The following is an 18,580-nucleotide window of genomic DNA, read 5'->3' as shown; positions in this document are numbered from 1 at the left end:
AAATCTTTGTCTCCATTACACACAATAAAATTGGAGACGCAAATAAAGAAATTATGAATATGAGGGGAATGAGCAGCAAAACGGGAAAAGAATTGGAAGGAATAGAACATTTGAAACAATCCATAATTGATATACTTACCACTCCAATTGGAAGCAGAATTATGCGTAGGGATTATGGATCAAAATTACTTGAATTAGTTGATAAGCCAATTAATAGAGACTTTTCTTTGGAAGTCTATGCAGCAATAGCAGAAAGTTTAGAGAAATGGGAAAAGAGATTTAAATTAGAAAAAGTAAAAATTACAGAGATACAAGAAGGAAAAGTTACTATCTCACTAGAGGGAAGTTACTTACCAAACAACAAACATATTTTGCTCGAAGGGATTATTATATGAAAAAGCAACTACCGAGCATTACTCGAGAGTTCAGTTATGAGGAAATTCTATCGCGCATGAAAGAAGAATTAGTGCATAGAGATTCAACGTTTTCAGCACTTATTGAAAGTGACCCAGCTATGAGAATGCTAGAAATTGCAGCATGGAGAGAACTGTTACTCAGACAAAGAATAAATGAAGCAGCCAAAGCAAATTTATTAAAGTTCGCAGAAGGGTCTGACCTTGACTACTTAGCTGAATTTTATGGAGTAGTACGTAAAGATCAAGAAGAAGATGAAATTTTTAGAAAAAGAATAAAAGCTAAAATAGTTGGCTGGAGTACTGGAGGTAGTAGAGAACATTATAGATGCCATGCACTGTCTGCTGATGCAAGAGTTAAAGATGCATTAGTTGAGTCTCTTGTTCCTGGGAGCGTACAGGTCTCGATATTATCAACAGAAGGGGTGCTTTCGGAAGAATTACTTAATATCGTAAGGAAAAAAGTTACTCAAGATGATATTCGCATGCTAACAGATACAGTTACGGTTGTTGGCTGCAATATTATTCCTGTAGATATTTATGCTAAAGTTAGTATAAGTAGAGTGGTATCACAAGATATTGTTGAAACAGCGAAGAAACAATTTATTGAAAAGTTTGAATCAGCTAAAGGTTTGGGCTCTAATGTTACAAAATCTTGGATTATAGCCAATCTTTTTGTGGAAGGAGTAAGCAATATTGAGTTGATTGAGCCAAAAGAAGATATTGTGGTAAAAGGGAATGAGTGTACTACTTTAGGTAATGTTAAAATTGAGGGAGCTTAAAAAAAGCCTTGAAACGTATACGTCTACTTGGGGGAACTACAATTATTTCATCACTACGAAGATCACGAATCTTTTTTTCTTTAATAGATACTGAATAAAAACGGCCAACTTTATGTAAACGAAAAGACTCACCTTCCTCTAAGAAGGTGTCTGCAAACTCAAGAATTAGCTAATTTAGTAAGCATAATAGTAGTCATATTAAAGAAAATATTGGTTTCCGAAGTTTGAGGAGAATGCTCATAATCCTTACTCATACGCCTAAAATTGGAAAGCCAAGCAAAAGTTCTTTCAACAATCCAACGCTTCGGTATAACCTCAAATCCCGCAATATTAGGAGCTTTTTTTGCTATTGTAAATAAACATCCTGTTTTTATTAAGCATCTGTTTTTAAGGTTACCTGTGTATCCTTGATCAGCAAAAAACCTCTGTAATGTTGGTATTTTTTGTTTTGCTTTTACCAGAAGATCTAAAGCTCCCTCGCGGTCTTGGATGCTTGCACTGTGTACATCTGCCGTAATCACGAGTCCTAGCGTGTCTACAATAATATGCCGTTTTCGACCTTTTATTTTCTTGCCAGCATCGTAACCTCTGGCCCCCCTTTTTGAGTCGTTTTTACTGATTGGCTGTCAATTATTCCAACTGATGGTGTGGCTCTTTTACCAACTACCTCCCTTACTTTTTTTACTAAAATATCGTGTATTTCTTGCCATTTTCCAGTGTTTTTTAGTCGTGTGTTCCAACTGTAAATTGTCTTCCATGGTGGGAAATCCTTAGGTAATTGTCTCCATTGGCAGCCTGTTCTCATTACGTACCTTATTGCATTAATAATTGTTCTAATATCGTGTTTTCTTGGTCTACCTGTCTTTTTTGGCTCAAAATATGGCTTTAAAATTTCCCATTCACTGTCTTTTATGTCACTTGGATACATGTTAAAGTTATCCTTGTATCACATAATTGTCCTTTTTTCTACTTTTCTACATACTTTGCAGACACCTTCTTAGCAGATGCTACAGAAAAAAATGCTAGGCTCTGTGAACAAAATTTTGCCGTGAGAAAATAAGGTAGAGAAAAAGTAGGAGAAATAAGGGAAAAGTGGTAGTTTAATCCAATTAAGCAATAAAAAGGAGAAACTACCCAATGAAATATTACATACAAGAAAGAAAATGGAAACAAATTTATGCATTCCTAAAAAGCATAAAAGGCATACACAAAAAAGTTGAAGAGCATCTGAAAAGGTTCATAGAAGCAGTCTGGTACACAGTTCGAAGTGGTTGTCAATGGCGTCTTTTACCTGAAATATACGGCAATTACAGGAGTATACACAAGAGGTTTAAAAAGTGGTGTGAAAAGGGAATTTGGGCAAAATTGCTCAAATATACGCAAGATCCAGATTTAGAGGTGCACATGATCGACGGAACGATTGTCCGAGCTCACGCTTGCTCTGCCGGGTACAAAAAAAATTCCGGAGCTCAAGAGGCTTTAGGGCGCAGCAAAGGCGGTTTCACAACCAAGATTCACGCACTTGTTGATGCCCTTGGAAATCCGTTAAAATTTACACTTACTGCCGGTCAAAGAAATGACATTACACAAGCTGAAGCGTTAACAGAAAATGTCCATAGCTCCGTTGTAGTGGCGGATAAAGGCTATGACAGCAATGCTTTTGTTGCCAGTCTTGAGGATAAAAAGTGCGAAGTTGTGATTCCGCCGAAAAGGAATAGAAAAGTGCAGAGAGATTATGACAAACATATTTATAAAGAGCGGCATTTGATTGAGTGTTTTTTCGGTAAAATGAAGCATTTCAGGCGCATCTTCTCTCGTTTTGACAAAACTGCTGTGGTTTATTTGGGATTTTTGAATTTCGTTGGCGCTCTCATATGGCTCGCATGAAATTTTGTTCACAGAGCCTAAAATTGGAAGAAAAATAAAAGAATTGCGATTGATAAGAGGATTTTCTCAAGAAGAATTGGGAAGGAAAGTGGGTATTACATTTCAGCAAATACAGAAATATGAGTCTGGAAAAAACAGCGTTTCAATTGAAAGGTTATATGCTATAGCCGCAGCGTTGTCTGTTGATTTTGTAGTTCTACTTCCTGCTCCTCCAGTAACAACAGAACTACATGAAGAAAGTAGTTTTCAATATAATAATGATGAAAGCGATAGAGAAATATTAGAGCTTGTTAGAGAATATAAGGAAATTAAGAGTCAAGAGTCACGCAAAGCAGTTCGTTCACTAGTCAGGTCCTTATCCTCATCACAATAAATTTTAGACATTTTCTGTATAAGGCAGCTCTTTTGGTCCAGATGGTGCGTCATTTCATACCAAATGAATATTTTAGTAAAGAAATTTAAGCCTTATCTTAATATCTTTTATCTTGTTTAAGAATACTTCTTCGTAGTTTACCAAGTTTCTACCTAGCAATAATTAATATAATTCTTAAATAATAAGCTACAATACTTATTTATGTAAGTGCTTGTCTAACATTAGGTTCAACTTTCTCAACCTTATAGTTTTCAACTGAACTTTTAGGTCTACAGCAGTATATAAGTGTAGCAACAACCAGACAACAAGCTGCAACTGCTATTCCCACAGCTAGCACGTCAAAATAAATTGAGAAAGCAACTGAGGCAAGTGCAGCCACTATTAATGTTGAAATAGCTATAGTAGGCAATTTGCTTTCTTTTCTACTTTGTAAAGCAGTGTTATTTTTATTTGGATTACTAGTTTGTCCAACATTGCCCTGAAAACCATTTTCTTCAATTTCTACCCGTTGACCATAATCATCACCAATATATGTCCTTAAAAATTGCTCTTCTGCTTTTTGTTCATTTTTCTTTTGCTCTACACGAGATTCTTTTACTCTCTCTTTTTGTGCTTGACTTTTACTACGTGTACCCATTTCATCCTCCTCTGGAGTCTCTATGCCATTTATAGTATTGCTTTCTTTTCTTTTTGGCAAGCACATTCCCATCGGTTTCTTGTGAATGATGAACTTCCACAGTGCCTATTGCAAACTAAAATCTCTGTTTTTTTTCGATCTCTGCTTGTTGACTATCATCGGTTGCATCGTAAAAACTTTGTTATCCGGGTGTGACCCTCATTCAATAGCTTTAACAACATCGTCGGTTCAAGAAACTTCTTCATCAACTGTCTGATTACTACTCATAGGAGCCCTTAATAGTAACATCAATATATGTTTATTTCAACATAAGACTTATTTATAACTCAAGAGAAAGCAAGCCCAAATAAATAGAAGGCCTGCTATTTCTTTTTATTATTTTATATCAATCTTTTTAGTATATTTATCAGACTTAGGTATATTTATTTTTAGCACCCCATTTGAGAAATCTGCAGAAATCTTATCCTGCTCTGCATTTGGCGGAAGTTGAATAGATCTATAAAATGAGCCATAATACCTCTCTAGGTGGTAGTACTTCCTCTCTTCCTCAGATGACTCATTTTCATATTTCTTCTCACCTTTAATTATTAAATTACTACCAGACATGCTAATATCTATATTTTCTTTAGAAATTCCAGGTAAATCCATGGATAGACAGTAATTTTTGTCTGTTTCATAGAAATCACAAGCTGGTAAAGTGTTTCTGCTTTTAGTAAGTTCAGGTATAAAAAAACTATTGAACATATCATCAACAGCTCTTTGTAAGCCCCTGATAGTGAAATCATTACTACTAAAGTTTTTGTTTGAACGAACTATATTACTCATGCAAGCACCTCCTTTTTGTTAGTACAAACCTTATATATTCATTGGGTTTATTAATTTCAATGACCTTACAAAAATGACTACACTTAAACATTTTTACCTCAACTTATCAAGCTTTCACATTGAAAAGCAAATGTACTCGAAGTATATAGTACTTTCAAAAACAAATAATAAAGGTATTTAGACGAAGAGGAAAGTACTCTATTTATAGGCGGCTTCGTTTATCAGCAATATATACAGCGATCTTGTTCAATGGGATTCTTGTGTTGCTCTACACTAACTACTATAGTTAGCATAATTCAGCAGAAACAACAACTGATTCTTTAACTCTCACACTCTCTTGAAGATTAGAATTAGGCTTTTGACATTCGTTGTATCCATAAAGTCCAATCATTGCTGGGATAATAAGTGCTGCTAAAATTACGTATGCTTCTGTCAAAAATGCTACCGTTATAATTAGGGCTGATAGGGCTATTGCTGCAATGAAATATGCTGTTGGTTTACAATATCGAATATTCTTAGACTTATGCTGTGTTTCTTCCTCCTTTTTAAATCCTTTAAGGCTTTCCTGCAACTTAGGTATGGTTTGCTGTTTTTTAGATTCGAAGTAGTTCTCTCTATCAGGCTTAACTTCTTTAATTTTATTTGCCTGCTCGTTAAAAGTTACTGATTTTGATACCTCAGGTTTTTCTTTTACAAGTAAACTTACTGCTTCTACTTTATTAGGTAATGCTGTTTCTGTTACTAGAGCAGCGTTAACTCCTTCGTTTGGAATTTGTATCCTGACATTTCTTATATTATCTTGTAACAACTTTGCTTTATTATTTAGTCCTTGTATCTTAGGAATTAGTTTATCGGCCTCACTATTAGCAACCATATCTTTCAATGACTTTAGACTTTCTTCATACTGTGTAAGATTCAATTTATCACCGCGATATTTCAGTGACCGTATTTGCTTCTCTAAATTCATTATAATAGGGATGAATGATACTCTAGCATGACCAATGTCTACTTTGTGTCTATTAAACTCATTTAGTACTGTTGTGATCTGACTCAATCTTTTTAATATATTATCGGTGGCTTGCTTAATATTAATCTGACCGTTGAGATGTTTATATTCTTTTTCAATATCGTTAATTACTTTAGAATATGTTGATAAACATCTCTCACATGCAGATACAAGACCTTTATAAGACCACTCATTTGGGTTTCGATTATATTCATGAATTGAAGGTGTAATATCATCAACAAATGTGTCAGCTAAATTACGCATAATGAAAGATAACCCCCTTATTTCTTTCAATGAAACAAAAACTTATTCTAATACTGACATTCTTGAGATCAAGAGTCAAGAATTTCGACTAAAGGCTATTCCATGTAAATAGATTTAAAACTGAACTTTAGCAAAAACACATATCTCTTCAGTATCACACACAATTCAATTATTGACTTATTTACTTTTTAATTTTCCTCAAAATCGCAAAAAAGTACCTACCTTTTTGAGTAATTTTTCCATAAATATAGCGTTATGCAAGTAATATTAACAAGTTATGGAAAGATAATAGGATATAAAGGCATACATGTAAAAGGGGTAAAAGGCCGCTATTATTGGGGGTTTGGGGTATACTAGAATTGCTATATAGGATGGTTCGCATGCATGGAATGGTGGGCGATGACAGACTTGAACTGCCGACCTCCTCGGTGTAAACGAGATGCTCTACCAGCTGAGCTAATCGCCCCTTTTTAAATTAACTCTATAGTTTAATATTATTACTGTAAATAGAAAATTGGCTATAACTCAAGATATAGACATACTGTAATTGCAATTACAGTATGTCTATTGAATTAACGACGAGAAGGAGAAATAGTTTGTCTCTTAGGATCATTACACCTAAAAGGTTGTGTAATAGTATTATCATCTACTTCACTTCTAGGGCTACTAGATTCTTTAAGATCAGGTAAACCACTTGATCTATCTTCTAAATCTTTTATGGCTGCATTAAGACCAGCCATTTGTGATTCTTGTTGAGGATTTACTACGATACCATTGCTTCCAAGAAGGAACTGAGCTCCTTCTTCAGCACTGTTAGCTGCATCAATAGGTTTTGCCCTCGGCAGTTTTGGTAGAGGATTTACTGTGCTTTCAGGAAGGAATGGATCTGTTTCCTTACGGGCAATTCTTTTTTCAGCATCCTGGCTACCTGCCCTACCCCATAAAGCATTCCATACTTTTTGTACTATTCCCGTTTTTGCTACTACTATTCCTGCTACTAGTAGCATTGCTCCTCCTGCAATACTACTTGCAATTGCTTTTGCTGATATTTCAGCGCCTTGTTCCTCAGCTGGAATTGGAGTTGGTTCAGATAGTGTCAAATTAGTGCTGGTTCCATTGTTAATGTGTGTAACTGCTTTTAATGTAGTATTTAGTACTGGTACTAATATTGTTCCAGCCCATGCTGCAGCAATTGCTGCTAATGTTCCATTGTCTTGACTATATCCTGTTGTTGTTTCAGTAACTCGTTGACCTGCTAGAGTAGTAGTCTCTACGTTAGAAGGCAAAGGAACACCCAAATGGCCAATATCTTCTTCCAACTCATTTATGAATTCAAAGTCAGGTAATTCCCCTGTTATGTTTGTAGCAGCTTCAATTCCTTGAGCAAGCAGCTGATCTCCTTGCATATTATCACTAACTGGCTGATCATTACCCATTTTTCCTTGGCTGGTTGTTACCTCCTTACTCCAAAGCTTTGCTAGATATCTTTTGTTGAATTTTTCATAATTATACTCCTTTTCACTTCGTATTTTTTTGTTTTTAAAACCTGAAATAATACCATCAATAGTTGATTTACGGCCTGATCTGGAAGTGTTGTGGACATGTTTCACTTCTCCTGTAACAAAGCCTATTTCAGCGTAATCATCAGATATACTAAGAGAATTAATTGTTAAATCTTTTCCTTTAAATGAGAACTCTACTATTCTACTTTGCTCTATATCTTCCAATTTAGAAGCTATAGAGATTTTTTTACCCTCTACATTACTTGCTTCTTTCTTGATGATCGGTCTTTCTTCTTGTGATATTTTAGGCATTCTATTTCCTCTCAAATTAATTAGTAAAAATATTGTTTAAATTAACAAATATTTTTCTATGTATGGTAAATAAGTGGTTGAAGTCTATAACTTTTTATTAAAGATTTTATGCAAAAAAGTTTTCTTGTTATATCTAGTAGTAAAAATATTAGAAATTATGGTGTATCCATTCAGCCGGGCGGTAAAATAAAGAGTAGACAAGGAATGCTAAAAAGGTAAACTAGAGTGGCTGTGAGGTAATATGGTTGATCTTTTAGAATTTTGCGAAAGTTTAAGCAGACTATAGAAAAGTTAGAAACAAAAATAGAAGAGCTTAAAGCAGAAAATAAAGCGCTAAGGATCGAAAACGCTGAGTTAAAAGAAAGGCTTGGCTTAAATTCAAAAAATTCATCTATACCAAGCTCCAAAGAATTATATAAGATGAGGGAAAATAAGCCAAAAAGTGACAGGAAAGTAGGAGCACAGGTTGGACATAAAGGCAGTTACCGCCCTAAAATGGAGGCAGATGAGATGGTAAAAATAGAACTGCCCAATACGTGTGAGTGCGGAGGAGAAATTGCGGTATCAAAAGATCCGTATACTCATCAAAAGGTCGATTTGCCGGAAATCAAGCCGTATGTAGTTGAATATTAACTAGAGCATGGACGTTGCAAAAGATGTGGAAAAAGAAAAAGTAGCAAGCTACAAGAAGGAGTAACTGCGGACACATTTGGTCCAAGAGTTAAGTCAGTAATTACAGCATTAAGTGGATTTTACAAGAATTCGAAAAAAGAAGTGGCAAATATTATAAAGGACATTTTCAACCTGGATATCAGCGTCGGTAGTGTATCAAATAGCGAGGCTAGAGTGGCAGAAAAATGCCAAGAAGCATATGAGCAAATTGAGGAAGAGGTAAGCAAGAGCAAAATTTTACATATCGATGAAACTAGCCATTACAACAAAGGTAAACAGGGCTGGTGCTGGATGTTTGCGAGCAAAATAGGAAGTGTGATCAAATTGACAGAGTCAAGAGGGATGAAAGTCCTGGAAAATAGTAAATTTGGAAAGAATAACAACCTAGTAGTGACCGACAGATATGCAGCTTACAACTACTTTTCCAGCAAGAAAAGGCAGGTCTGTTGGGCACATTTAGCAAGAGATTTTGAAAGGTTGTCTCATAGTTGGAATAGCGAAGTGAAAGTTTTGGGGTATTATTTAAGGAATGTTGCTACTGAATTATTTGCATTGAAAAAAGCTCTGTTAAAGGATGAAATAGACACATTAAGGTTCATAAGAAGAGCAAGAAAATTACGCAAGCGAACGAGATATTACTTAAAGAATATATCAAATTTACCCGAGGCAATTGGAGCGTCTCGAGTAGCAAAAAATATCATGAAATCGGATCTGATGATGTGGAAATTTTTGGACGATCCAGAAAATATTCCACTGACAAACAACTATGCTGAGCGACAGATTCGGCATTACGTTGTTTACCGAAAAGTTTCATATTTTACACAATCGAAACGGGGAAATATGTTTCTTGAGAGGATAATTTCATTGTACTTGACTTGGAGGCAAAAGAAGTTAAATCCTTTTCAAAACCTACTGGCTATTGCTTCTTAAGCCATACACCTGAATGGATACAATCATACGGTCAAATGCGGCAGCTCTACTCATCTATCTCGCTACTAATGTCCTTTAACATACTATAGTTGCCTTTTCTAAACTTGCTCTTAAGAGATGCAACTCCGCTTTCACTTATTCCACTTAAACTCAATGCCGCTCCACCCAACTGTAACCCTATTTCGGAAGTTTCAGGGATAATTTTGCTAGCCCCAAGATGCTTATAATCTTCAACATTACTGAGGTCTGGTAGGCGTATTATTATACTGACATGCGGAAAATTTGCTGCAACTAAGGCAACTACTTTCTTTATAGTAACTTCATTCTTGATAGAAATAACGAGAGCTTGCGTCCTTTCTATTCCTACTGATTTTAGAATCTCAGGTCTTGTAACATCACCAAGATATATAGGAAAGCCATCGCTTGTTCCTTCTTTAACTATCTTGGATTGAATATCTACAACAACGTAACTTACATGTTCTGCAGTCAACATCTTTGTTACCATATATCCGACCCTACCAAACCCAGCAACTATTACATGATTGTGAAGGTCTTGTGTATCTACCTCTACAGATGCATCGTCTAATATCACCTTTTCAGCACTAAATGAGGCTATCCAATCCCCAATTCCAGATAAAAGAGGAGTAAATGCCATGGTTACTGTAGTCACCATCATAAGTATTTGAGCGATTTCGCTCTGTAGCACATCTAGCTCATCTGCCAAGCGAAACAAAATAAATGCAAATTCGCCACCTTGCGCAAGCAATAGTCCAGCTTGTATAGCAGGTGCACTTTTAAATCCAAAGAACTTGCACAAGATGTATATTATAGATGTTTTTAAAATAATAAGAACAATAGATAATAAAGTAATAAGTGGCAGCTTGTTGAGCAAAAGTTCAGTGTCTATAGACATGCCAACAGTCATAAAAAATAACCCTAACAGCAAATCTTTGAATGGCAATATTGCATGCTCTACTGAATGCCTATATTCTGTTTCTGCAACCAGCAATCCAGCAACAAACGCTCCGAGTGCCAGTGAAAGGTGAAACTGTTCAGTAATAAATGCTGCTCCAAGTATTATCAAAAGTGTTGTTGAGATAAATACTTCATTACTTTCCATTTTGGCAATTACTGAAAATAAAGGTCTAAGCAATAACCTGCCAGTTATAAATATTAGCACTAGAGCAATAGCTGCTTGTATTAACGAACCAGCAAGTGAGCTTATTAGGCTATGCTCAGAATTACCAGCAAGTAGTGGTACCAATACTATTAATGGTACTACTGCGAAGTCTTGCATTAGCAATACCGCTATCGATAATCTACCAACCTGACTTGCTTGCGAGCCTTTTTCTTGCAAAACCTGCAAAACTATTGCTGTTGAAGATAGCGCAAGTCCACCACCTATAACCATAGCCATATGGGTATCTACACCAAATGCAAGAGCAATGCACCATATTGCCAGCATGGTTATTATTACCTGTAAAGAACCAAACCCAAAGACATGAATACGCATGGCAATTAAGCGCTCAAAGGTTAACTCAAGGCCTATAATGAACAACAGGAAAACTACACCAAATTCTGCAAAATTATCCATTGCTGCAGCCGAATGCACTAAATTGAACCCGTGAGAACCAATAACTGCGCCTGCAACAAAGTAGCCAAGCACTGGACTAATGTTCATCTTCCAAAACGCTATGACTATAAACACAGCAGCAGAAAGCAAAATTATAATGTCAAACAAATGCTGAGAGCTGCTGTGCATAATATTTAACCTGTAGACTTAAACCACTTGATTGAGCAACCAATACTGGATTTTTGCTCAGCTGGAAAATTATCAGTTTCTGCAATAAATTTCATGGCTTGAAATAAATCGCTGCTTCCTGCTTCATACCCTTGAATCTTTTCTTTTTTCGCATCATTAAAGCGACCGCGATAACAAAGGTTTAGGTTGGAGTTAAAACCAAAAAAATCAGGGGTGCAAACAGCCCCATACTCCTTGGCCACTTTTTGTGTGCTATCAATAAGGTATGGAAAGGTAAATTTATTCTCTTTAGCAAAATTAACCATATTTTCAAATGAATCTTCTGGATATTCACTTATATCATTTGGCATGATTGCAACAGTGTTTACTTGGTGATTTTTTCTTAATAAATCAATATCTATTACTAAGTTGCTAATAATTGACTGTACATAAGGGCAATGATTACATATAAACATTACGATTAAGCCATTTTTCCCACGACAGTCATTTAATGAATAGTACTTATTATCTATTCCCAGTAGGTTAAAATCTTTTGCAGTAAAGTCAAAATCTACCTGAGGAGTGTTCAAAGCAACCATAAGCTTAAGTTAGAATATCATATGTAATTTATGGTTTTATTGTTTAAGTGTCAAATAGTTTCTATGTATACTATTTGCATATTCTTTTTTAGCATTATAATTTATGTTCATAACTTTTGAGGGAATAGATGGCTCTAGCAAGACAACGCAGTCTAGGCTACTTGCAGATCATTTTCAACAAACTTACGATGTAATACTAACTCGAGAGCCAGGTGGCACTGACTTTGCAGAAAAGATAAGGGAATCAATGTTAATTAGCAGTATTGATCCAGTTTCCGAACTCTTACTGCTTGTATCAATGAGATATGAGCATATGAAAAATCTTATATTACCAGCCCTTGTAGAAGGAAAAGTAGTAATCTGTGATCGATTTATTGATTCAACTATTGCATATCAAGGATATGGGCTTGGTGTTGATTTGAAGCTGATAAATAATCTACATGAACTAGCGGGAATTAGATATCCAGATATCACATTAATCTTAGATATTGATGTTAAAGCTGGACTCAATAGGGCAAAAGATAAGAACAAATATGAAGAAATGGACGTAGATTTTTACAATAGAGTTAGACAGGGATTTCAGGAAATTGCTAAAAAAGAACCAAGTAGATGTAGTATTTTAACCAATATTGAAACGATGGATAATAGCCAGGTGCATAATACCATTATTAATGAAATCACTAAAAGGCTAGTATAGAACTTTCATATATAAGCCCTATGCTAAAGTTGAATTTTTCTTCTCTTTCAGTCTCTTTAATCTTTCTACATTAAGTATGGAATTTATTTCTTTAACACTTTTGTCAATATTATCATTTATTATTATGTAATCATATTTATCACGTTTGCTTATTTCTTTTTGAGCTTCAGCTAGCCTTCGCTCTATTTCATCTGCACTGTCACTGTTGCGTTTTTGCAAACGCAATCTCAGTTCTTCCATAGAGGGAGGGAGGATGAAGATGCTCACAACTTTTTCTTTCATAGTCTTAAATAAGTGAAATGCTCCTTGCCAATCTATAACCAATAAAACGCTTATTCCATTGTGAAGGTTTTGCTCTATAAAGTCTCTTGGTATACCATAAAAATTATCAAAAACTTTGGCATATTCAAGCATTTTGCCAGCTTTACACAGATCATGAAATTTTTCTTCTGTAACAAAGAAATAATCTTGGCCATCGATTTCTCCAAGGCGAGGTTCGCGCGTAGTCATAGAAATGGATCTAACCAAATCAGTTGATTGCTCAAGTAGTTTTTCTGATATAGTAGTTTTTCCAGCTCCCGAGGGAGAGGATAGAATCAATAATATACCTTCGTTCTTTAAATTCATCCTTTATCTTCTGAGTAATTTTATAAATATTAAACTTTTTTTGATTGAACTGCTATAGAATGATTAAAATGCAAATTTGAAAAAACCCTCGTTAGGATAAGAAAAATATAAATTGGGGAATATTAAGGTTCTATTTTGTGTGTTTTTAAGAAATTAAATATGAAGCTTACCTTTTAAAAAATATACTATAGCCGTGTTTGTTGAAAAAGAACATGTTAATCGTCGGTATTATACACGTTTTCTTGTTTTTCTATTTTTTCTTGCTCTTCGATACAATATACAGCAAGTAGATTAGCTTTTAGCCTTTCAACACCAATTTCATCACCTGTTCCATCACAATAACCATAAGTCCCCAATTTTATTTTTTCTAGTGCTTCTTTAATTTTCTCTTTTTTGTCTTTTCTACGCTTAATTAATTTTTCATCTCCACTATCCTCATCAGAATAGTGTACACCATCTTCTAACTCTTGTTTCTCTAGTTCATCAAGCTCTAGTTGCAGTTTAAGGCTAAAGTATTCCAATTGCCTTGCGCTCATGTACTCTTCATCTTCTGAAGGGGTGTAATTTTCTGGTAATTTTATTTTTGATGACTCTTCCATAATCAATTAAATAATAAAATCTATATAACTCAAAAACAAAAAATTATACTACCCTCAAAGTAAACACTATAATTCATAATAAACATTTAAAGGCCTTAGTATGGTTCGCCTAGTAAAAAAGTTAACAACAAATAATAAGAATTTTATCTACATAATGTGTATTTTTATTATAATGTTAAGTTTATCTTCATTTTCATTAGAAAACAACAATAATAAACAAGAAATCATGTTGACGTTAGTATGGATCTGTGCTACGTTCGTTTTACAAATTTCTACAAGTAATTTATTTACGTCAGATTATCATGATGGAATACTTGAGCAAATCTTCATACAACCATTTTCTTCTAAACTTATAATCATTTACAAAATTTTTGCCCATTGGTTAGCATTTGGATTACCAATCTCGCTGATCTTCTTTATATTTGACTTTGTAATAGAGAGCAATAGTATTGAACAATCAACTGTAGTAGCATTATCTTTATTATTTAATACCTTAATAATAATAAATATTTCAGCGACCGGAAATGCGCTAATGATTGGTAGGAATAATTTAGCATCAGGAATATCGCAAGTTTTAGTATTGCCGATTATTATGCCGACCTTTGTATACTTCAAGCTATTAGCTCAATTTGAAAATTTACCTTTGAATATTAACATACTTCTGGTCACTATTTTGATTTTTGCCATTCTCATAGTTAGCAGTACCCTAGCTACTAATATGGCGTTAAAGTTTGCTGTGGAACAAGATTAAATTATATCGCTATCGACGAAGTCTAAACTTACTAAATACATTTCTGAGGATTCAGATCTACTTGACTTTGGCTTAAAGTATTTTACTGTTTGAAACATTTTTTTTAGCTGATTACAGAACTCTTTATCAGACTCTCCTTGGAAAATTTTTACTACAAACTTACCACCATTGTTTAAAAAATGCTTTGCAAAATTTAAAGCTGCTTCGCACAAAAGCATAATTCTAATGTGATCAGCTGATTTTAATCCACAGGTTTCCGGAGCCATATCAGATAAAATTACATCAAATTTTTGGTCTTTGAATATTTCCTTTAAAGTCTCAAGTCCATTGATGATACCGCACTGTATAAACTCCACTCCTTGAAGTGCATTCATTGGTTTTATATCAATAGCAAACACATCTGTACCTTTTTGAGATGCAACCTGTGACCATCCTCCAGGTGATGCACCAAGGTCGATCACTTTTTGTCCTTTTTTGAACAATTTAAACTTATTATCTATTTCTACCAGCTTATATGCTGAACGTGACCTATAGCCATCCTTGCTAATTTTCTGCACATATTGATCATTCAGGTGACGATGTAGCCATCTCGTTGAAGACAATTTCCTGCCTCTAGCCGTCTTTACTCTAGTTTTTATAGCTAATACCTTACTTGTTTTTATTTATTATATCTTTTAGCTCTTTTTCGACTACTTCTTTTACTAGCCCGTATAAATACTTATTTAACCACTCTGATAATTGAGGTTTTAAAAGAGAGATTACTAACTCTTCAACGGTGAGCTCTTGTCTTTTTTGCTGCTGCTTTTGTTGCTGTTGTAACTCATTTTGCATCTTTCCAAGCAACGCTTTGATTCCCTCCATATTTTCTTTCAAAATTAGTTGATCATTATCTTGCACTTGTTTCACTTGAGTATTATTATGCAAACCAATATCTTTTTTTAAGTCATAGCTATGACCATTTAGTTTGCCATTACTTACAGCTGTCTCCTCATTTTCCTTGTCTTCATAATGCTCTTCCTCATTGCTTTCTTCTGTATCTTCCAAATATTCATCTTCAAGATGCAATACATCCTCATCATCCTCTGTTTCTGCTTCAGTGTTTTTATCAGATATAGCTCTTTTTATATCTTCTAAAATATCCTTTACATTTTGCTTTTGTCCATCGTTCATATATCAGTACCAATAAATTTAGAGATCTATACTATTTATCATAAAAAGCAAATTGTAAACACTAGTAACATAATTGCTTTTTGCGCTAACTAAGTCCGAACGCGCTTCGAATAGTGCATCTTCGGTATCCAAAAGGTCAGTTGTGCTCTTTAAATGTAAGTTTACCTCTTGTTCAGCCCCTTCAAGTGCTAAGGCTGCTGCTGCTTCTGCCTCTTGGCTTGCTTTGATAACAGCTTTTGCTGTTAAAACATTATTCCATGCTTGAATAACCTCTCGTTCTACATTTTTGACTGCTTCATAATAATCATGGGTGGATTTTTTTACATCCATATGAGCTCTACCGATACCAAAAAAATTTGTGCCCCTTTTAACAATTGGAATGTCAAGGGTAAAAATAATATTAGTATTTCCTAATAATCTCTTAAGTACATTTTCCTCTCCGCTCTCACTTTGCTTAAGATCTGCACTTGCACTTAGATTCAAAGAAGGTAACCACCTTGAAGTTTCAGCTATCACTCCCATTCCATCTGCCTTTTTTTGGTGAATTGCCATTTTCAGATATAAGTTATTAGTTCTTGCTAATTGTAAACACTCATCTAATTCAGGAACGGAAGGTAGCTTATCATTTGCTTCAGAAAGCTCATAAGGATCTTCCCCAATCAAATGAAAATAGGCAACATTTGCCACTTTTAACTTACCCTCTGCGTCAACTCTTCTTGATACAGCAGATGAAAATTTTGCCTTTGCTAATGAAACTTCAGCATTGGTTACCTCTCCAAGAGAAAAGCGTTTTTTCATGGCTGATAAATGTTCTAAGGAAACACGTTCTTTGTGTTCTCTTAACTTCAGCATTTCTGTTTTCTGTAAAACATCAACGTATGCTGCAACAGCTTTAAGCGCAAGATCTTGCTTCAATCGTTGAAACCTTATTTTTTCTACTTGCAATAGATGACTTGATCGACCAAATGTAGCAAAAGTGCCACCACCATCTATTACTCTTTGGCTAAGTGTCAGAAGTTTTTCATGTCGATTTGATTTACTAGGATCAACGAGATTAAATTTACTGTCAAAGTCATATTGCAAGCTGATATCAGGCAAAAATCCAGCCAATCCCGTAGATTTATGGTATCTTTCTGCACTTTGATATTGATAGAACTGCGATTTTAGTTTTGAGCTGTTTTTAATGGCCATATCTATAGCTTCTTCAAGATCAATTGCATAGCAGCTTATAGTACTTAAAATAGTTACAAGTGTAATAATTAATCGAAACATTCTGCTCCTTTTCTACAATGGTCGTGCAGCCAAATTACTAGCATAAACTCCTTTAATAATCAATAACTAATGTTCTTGACAATGGTTAAGAATTAAGTGTATAGTAGCTTACTACTGTTTAGTTAAATTATAATGAAGACATTTTCCTTAAAAGAAAAACAAATTGATAAAAAATGGTTTATTATAGACGCGGAAGGATTAGTGGTAGGTAGGCTTGCAGCATTTGTTGCAACGCTTTTACGCGGAAAACACAAACCTGAATATACACCTCACATGGATTGTGGTGATAATGTTATTATCATCAATGCAGAAAAAGTGTGTTTTACCGGAAAGAAATTAAAGGATAAGATTTATTACAAGCATACAGGTTATCCTGGTGGTCTAAAGAAAAATACTCCGGATAATATTTTAAGTGGCAAGTTCCCTGAGCGTGTAATGAAAATGGCCGTAAAAAGGATGCTTGATGATGGACCTATGGCACGCAGGCGTCTTGAAAATTTATACGTTTATGCTGGTCCAGAGCATAAGAACCAAGGACAACAACCTGAAAAAATAGATTTTGCATCTTTAAATCGTAAAAACAAGAAATAATGGAGTTAAAATGGAAAGTTTTGCAATAAATAAAACAATCAAAACAGCAGTTGATTCACTCGGTCGTTCATATGGAACAGGTCTGAGGAAAGAATCTGTTGCAAGAGTCTGGATAAAACCAGGAACTGGAAAATTTAATATTAATAGGAAGGAGAAGTTGCTTGATTACTTCAAGAGAGAATCAGTATGTCAGGTGGTAAGAGCTCCTTTTGTTGCAACTTCTACGCTAGATAAATATGATATATTTGCAACTGTAAAAGGTGGGGGATTATCTGGTCAAGCAGGTGCTTTAGCTCACGGGATAAGTAGAGCTTTAAGTAATGTCAGCCAGGATTTGCATTCTATATTGCGTAATGGTGGGTTTTTAACACGAGATCCACGTGTTGTTGAACGTAAAAAGTATGGTCAACATAAGGCACGTAAGAAATGTCAATTTTCTAAAAGATAATTGTGGTATTTTTTATAAACATTGTACAAATATTTACAGAGGTGCCTATATTTTCGTGATAAATTTAGTTGACTATCATTGTCAACGTAATATGCTATCTGTGTAATTTTTTCAATATTAAGGTAATTTATGAGTAAAGAAAATATAATAAGTAAATTAAAAGACTTTTGTTCTAAAAATGAAATAGACATAACAAAATATTATCTAGGCAAAATTCATGACTTTCTTATGACAGTAATAAAAGATGAGTTAGATAGTATTGGCGAAATACGCTTGTATGGCGTGGGAACATTAGCTGCTGTTACCAGTAAGGAAAAGCAATGTCGTAATCCTCAGACTGGTGCAATAATGATTGTTCCTGAAAAGAGAAGAGTAAAATTCAAAGCAAGTCACAACCTTCTAGTCAAGCTGAATGAGAAGCATGCAGCAGCTGGCTGAACTGCATTATATAAGCTGGAAAGCACAGTTTCGCTTGTAAGTAG

21 protein-coding genes, 1 tRNA gene and 2 pseudogenes are annotated in these 18,580 nt (G+C 34.7%); 10 read left to right on the top strand and 14 right to left on the bottom strand.

Annotation, left to right across the window (positions count from 1 at the left end):
• Positions 1–59: 59 nt before the first annotated feature.
• Together HF197_RS06830 and HF197_RS06825 are read left to right on the top strand one after the other, a co-directional pair.
• On the top strand, positions 60–395 hold the full coding sequence (locus tag HF197_RS06830) for a GPW/gp25 family protein (RefSeq protein ID WP_168464960.1): 336 nt from the start codon (positions 60–62) through the stop codon (positions 393–395).
• Positions 392–1,195, top strand: coding sequence for a baseplate assembly protein (locus tag HF197_RS06825; RefSeq protein ID WP_168464767.1), 804 nt, complete (start codon positions 392–394; stop codon positions 1,193–1,195). Before HF197_RS06830 ends, HF197_RS06825 begins: the two co-directional genes overlap by 4 nt.
• Here HF197_RS06825 and HF197_RS07675 read toward each other — a convergent pair.
• The gene (locus HF197_RS07675) at positions 1,176–1,361 is read right to left on the bottom strand and encodes an HU family DNA-binding protein (protein WP_168464958.1); all 186 of its coding nucleotides are present in this window, start codon (positions 1,359–1,361) and stop codon (positions 1,176–1,178) included. The two genes, HF197_RS06825 and HF197_RS07675, sit on opposite strands and share 20 nt — an antisense overlap.
• Positions 1,354–2,123: pseudogene (locus tag HF197_RS06815) on the bottom strand (IS5 family transposase). Before HF197_RS06815 ends, HF197_RS07675 begins: the two are co-directional and overlap by 8 nt.
• Positions 2,124–2,332: 209 nt before the next feature.
• On the opposite strand from HF197_RS06815, the gene HF197_RS06810 reads away from it, so the two are divergent.
• A complete protein-coding gene (locus HF197_RS06810) occupies positions 2,333–3,082 on the top strand; it encodes an IS5 family transposase (RefSeq protein ID WP_168464766.1) in 750 nt (249 codons plus the stop codon).
• A 4-nt stretch (positions 3,083–3,086) separates the two neighbouring features.
• A complete protein-coding gene (locus HF197_RS06805; protein WP_168464765.1) occupies positions 3,087–3,455 on the top strand; it encodes a helix-turn-helix domain-containing protein in 369 nt (122 codons plus the stop codon).
• 199 nt (positions 3,456–3,654) lie between these two features.
• Here the strand turns inward: HF197_RS06805 and HF197_RS06800 are convergent, their stop codons facing one another.
• The 5 genes from HF197_RS06800 to HF197_RS06780 all read right to left on the bottom strand — a co-directional run bounded on the left by HF197_RS06800 (position 3,655) and on the right by HF197_RS06780 (position 8,001).
• Positions 3,655–4,152 (bottom strand): TomO hydrophobic C-terminal domain-containing protein, encoded by a 498-nt coding sequence (locus tag HF197_RS06800; protein ID WP_168464764.1) that lies wholly within the window; start codon positions 4,150–4,152, stop codon positions 3,655–3,657.
• Between the two features lie 315 nt (positions 4,153–4,467).
• The gene (locus tag HF197_RS06795) at positions 4,468–4,917 is read right to left on the bottom strand and encodes an Hsp20/alpha crystallin family protein (protein WP_168464763.1); all 450 of its coding nucleotides are present in this window, start codon (positions 4,915–4,917) and stop codon (positions 4,468–4,470) included.
• 286 nt (positions 4,918–5,203) lie between these two features.
• Positions 5,204–6,187, bottom strand: a complete 984-nt coding sequence (locus HF197_RS06790) for a hypothetical protein (protein ID WP_168464762.1) — start codon at positions 6,185–6,187, stop codon at positions 5,204–5,206.
• A 390-nt stretch (positions 6,188–6,577) separates the two neighbouring features.
• Positions 6,578–6,653, bottom strand: a tRNA-Val gene (locus HF197_RS06785).
• 106 nt (positions 6,654–6,759) lie between these two features.
• Positions 6,760–8,001 carry a hypothetical protein gene (locus HF197_RS06780; RefSeq protein WP_168464761.1) on the bottom strand — a complete coding sequence of 414 codons (1,242 nt, stop codon included), beginning with the start codon at positions 7,999–8,001 and terminating at the stop codon, positions 6,760–6,762.
• 241 nt (positions 8,002–8,242) lie between these two features.
• Between HF197_RS06780 and tnpC the strand changes: the two are divergent.
• Positions 8,243–9,603 (top strand): annotated as a pseudogene (tnpC, locus tag HF197_RS06775) (IS66 family transposase).
• Positions 9,604–9,649: 46 nt separating this feature from the next.
• Here the strand turns inward: tnpC and HF197_RS06770 are convergent.
• Positions 9,650–11,365, bottom strand: a complete 1,716-nt coding sequence (locus HF197_RS06770) for a cation:proton antiporter domain-containing protein (RefSeq protein ID WP_168464760.1) — start codon at positions 11,363–11,365, stop codon at positions 9,650–9,652.
• Between the two features lie 5 nt (positions 11,366–11,370).
• Entirely contained in the window at positions 11,371–11,943 is a 573-nt protein-coding gene (locus HF197_RS06765; RefSeq protein WP_168464759.1) for a thioredoxin family protein, read from the bottom strand.
• A 103-nt stretch (positions 11,944–12,046) separates the two neighbouring features.
• On the opposite strand from HF197_RS06765, the gene tmk reads away from it, so the two are divergent.
• Complete coding sequence (tmk, locus tag HF197_RS06760) at positions 12,047–12,640, top strand: dTMP kinase (protein ID WP_168464758.1); 594 nt, start codon at positions 12,047–12,049, stop codon at positions 12,638–12,640.
• Between the two features lie 18 nt (positions 12,641–12,658).
• Here the strand turns inward: tmk and gmk are convergent, their stop codons facing one another.
• Together gmk and HF197_RS06750 are read right to left on the bottom strand one after the other, a co-directional pair.
• The gene (gmk, locus tag HF197_RS06755) at positions 12,659–13,267 is read right to left on the bottom strand and encodes a guanylate kinase (RefSeq protein WP_168464757.1); all 609 of its coding nucleotides are present in this window, start codon (positions 13,265–13,267) and stop codon (positions 12,659–12,661) included.
• Positions 13,268–13,482: 215 nt separating this feature from the next.
• Complete coding sequence (locus HF197_RS06750; protein ID WP_168464756.1) at positions 13,483–13,866, bottom strand: TraR/DksA family transcriptional regulator; 384 nt, start codon at positions 13,864–13,866, stop codon at positions 13,483–13,485.
• 100 nt (positions 13,867–13,966) lie between these two features.
• Between HF197_RS06750 and HF197_RS06745 the strand changes: the two genes are divergently transcribed.
• Positions 13,967–14,617, top strand: a complete 651-nt coding sequence (locus HF197_RS06745; RefSeq protein WP_168464755.1) for a heme exporter protein CcmB — start codon at positions 13,967–13,969, stop codon at positions 14,615–14,617.
• Here the strand turns inward: HF197_RS06745 and HF197_RS06740 are convergent.
• The 3 genes from HF197_RS06740 to HF197_RS06730 form a co-directional block, all read right to left on the bottom strand.
• Complete coding sequence (locus HF197_RS06740; RefSeq protein ID WP_168464956.1) at positions 14,614–15,189, bottom strand: RlmE family RNA methyltransferase; 576 nt, start codon at positions 15,187–15,189, stop codon at positions 14,614–14,616. The genes HF197_RS06745 and HF197_RS06740 overlap by 4 nt on opposite strands.
• A 76-nt stretch (positions 15,190–15,265) precedes the next feature.
• Complete coding sequence (locus tag HF197_RS06735; RefSeq protein WP_168464754.1) at positions 15,266–15,787, bottom strand: DUF2497 domain-containing protein; 522 nt, start codon at positions 15,785–15,787, stop codon at positions 15,266–15,268.
• Positions 15,788–15,805: 18 nt separating this feature from the next.
• Positions 15,806–17,059, bottom strand: coding sequence for a TolC family protein (locus HF197_RS06730; protein WP_168464753.1), 1,254 nt, complete (start codon positions 17,057–17,059; stop codon positions 15,806–15,808).
• Between the two features lie 132 nt (positions 17,060–17,191).
• Between HF197_RS06730 and rplM the strand changes: the two genes are divergently transcribed.
• The 3 genes from rplM to HF197_RS06715 all read left to right on the top strand — a co-directional run bounded on the left by rplM (position 17,192) and on the right by HF197_RS06715 (position 18,536).
• On the top strand, positions 17,192–17,650 hold the full coding sequence (gene rplM, locus HF197_RS06725) for a 50S ribosomal protein L13 (RefSeq protein ID WP_168464752.1): 459 nt from the start codon (positions 17,192–17,194) through the stop codon (positions 17,648–17,650).
• 10 nt (positions 17,651–17,660) lie between these two features.
• Positions 17,661–18,098, top strand: a complete 438-nt coding sequence (rpsI, locus tag HF197_RS06720; RefSeq protein WP_168464751.1) for a 30S ribosomal protein S9 — start codon at positions 17,661–17,663, stop codon at positions 18,096–18,098.
• 129 nt (positions 18,099–18,227) lie between these two features.
• On the top strand, positions 18,228–18,536 hold the full coding sequence (locus tag HF197_RS06715) for an HU family DNA-binding protein (protein ID WP_168464750.1): 309 nt from the start codon (positions 18,228–18,230) through the stop codon (positions 18,534–18,536).
• Positions 18,537–18,580 lie beyond the last annotated feature (44 nt).

This window comes from Wolbachia endosymbiont of Ctenocephalides felis wCfeT (genome assembly GCF_012277295.1).
GTDB lineage: Bacteria > Pseudomonadota > Alphaproteobacteria > Rickettsiales > Anaplasmataceae > Wolbachia.
This window is presented reverse-complemented; position numbering and strand designations above follow the sequence as displayed.